Genomic DNA, 1868 nt, shown 5'->3' with positions numbered 1-1868 from the left:
CTGTAAGCCATCCGATAAATTTTCGGCAGTACCAATTATTTTTATATTGGTTTCCGTTTTATCAATTACTATTTTTGCTTTTACAACTGTGTTTGTTGTTTGGGAATAAGATGTAAAACCCAAAAACAAAAAAATATAAAATGAAAAATTAAAGAATAATCTTTTCATAATTTTGAATTATTGATCAATAGTACAGTAGCCCCATTTCCTGACTGAATTATTTTTAAATCTCGTGATATTGAATTGGAACCAAAACTATTGATAGTTAAATTGTTCCCTTTTTGTACAAATTCATTTTTGACATGATATCTACTGTATGTGGCAAAATCGTAAATAGTATTATTATCACCTAGCTGTAATACTTTTTGTTCAATTGATAGTGCTTGTTTATTCAACAAGATCGTATTATTGTTTCCTTTTTGTAACATTGATACAGCAGTAGTATTTGATCTTAATACCGCATTAAAAGTATTGTACTCCCCAATCTGTTGCATTTGCACAGTATTATCAAAAGCTTGTTGCTTAACAGTTGCATTTCCTGATAAGTTAGCTGTGGATAGATATAAAGGACCTTCATTATCCCCCACTATAGCTATATCTATGGTTTTACCTTGAGAAGTTTCTGTTCCTTGAGCAGAAATGAGCTGCAATGAAAATAACACAGCAATGACAAAATAGAGCACTCGAATTTTCATACTATTGCTTTTTAATTAAAAAAAAAGATGGAGCAGCTACAAAGCTGCTCCAATCTTCATGATTGCTCAATTAGTTACTTTGAATCACACTAGATACATTGTAGTTCCCTTGCTGAGAAACAGTATTGATGTTTCCTGAACTAAATCCTGTTTGCATTGTTGTAGAAGTATTTGATTTTCCTTCTTGCAAAATATTATCTAGATTTTTGAATCCATTTTGTGTAGTTAACGCAATGTTTTCTTTACCATATTGATAATGATTAGCCACATTTCTTTCAGTTAACGACGTAGCTTTACCAATACTGTTTTGGTTAATAGTTGATTTGTTTTTGTCACCACCTTGACTCGTATAAGCTAGATTGAAATTGCCGTTTTGAGTTTGAGTAGCTTCGTTGTCTCCATGTGGAGTCATTGGTATAGCTGACGTAAGTGGCACCATAAGTGAAAAAGTCCCAACAGCAGGAATAGGATTATTTCCTGAAGTCCCTTGATCAATAGTGGCTTTGTTATTATTGCCTGTTTGTGTTTGGGTAGCATCATCATCACCAAATAATGAGCCTGTTGCTACTTGAACTTCATCTTGCCAAATCGTGGCATCGTTTTTATCTCCAACTTGTTTTTGGGTAGCTTTGTTATCCCAATTGTTTTGAGAGATGTAAGCACGGTTGTCGTCCCCTTTTTGATCAACATCAGCGATGTTCTTTGCTGAAGCGTTAGCAGCAGACACAAACATTTGCCCTGGAAGTACTCCTTGATACACAAAAGCATCATTGTTGCTTATTGTTTGCTTAATCTTAGAACTTTGTGATGTTCCAATTTGATGTACTGCCGCATTTTGAGAAGTTCCTGTTTGACCTACCAAACTTGAATTAGCTCCAGCTGTTGGACCTGGTTGCGCATAAGATGCTGCTCCTACAAATAGCATCGCGGAGATGCTTAAAACTACTTTTTTCATAATAAATATATTTAATTGGTTGTTAATACAAATTATTATGTAGGTACAAAAAAGTGATTTGGGGATCTTCTTTTTAAGAAATCAAATGTAATTTCAAAACTTATTTTTTTTACTTTTTGATTTCCATATGTCAAAGATAGAGAAGCATTTCAAAATCAACCCCCGTATAAATACCTGTTTTACAGACATTTAAACACAAATCCGATTAAGGGTTCATA

2 protein-coding genes are annotated in these 1868 nt (G+C 33.4%); both read right to left on the bottom strand.

Annotated elements, in window-relative coordinates:
• Positions 1-164 precede the first annotated feature (164 nt).
• Positions 165-695, bottom strand: a complete 531-nt coding sequence (locus tag FPG59_RS15755) for a hypothetical protein (RefSeq protein ID WP_086455486.1) — start codon at positions 693-695, stop codon at positions 165-167.
• 70 nt (positions 696-765) lie between these two features.
• Positions 766-1650 (bottom strand): hypothetical protein, encoded by an 885-nt coding sequence (locus FPG59_RS15750; RefSeq protein WP_086455485.1) that lies wholly within the window; start codon positions 1648-1650, stop codon positions 766-768.
• Positions 1651-1868: the final 218 nt, after the last annotated feature.

Source organism: Flavobacterium sp. FPG59, from assembly GCF_002150205.1.
Lineage (GTDB): Bacteria > Bacteroidota > Bacteroidia > Flavobacteriales > Flavobacteriaceae > Flavobacterium.
The sequence above is the reverse complement of the archived record's forward strand: the minus strand, read 5'-3'. Positions and strand labels throughout refer to the sequence as shown.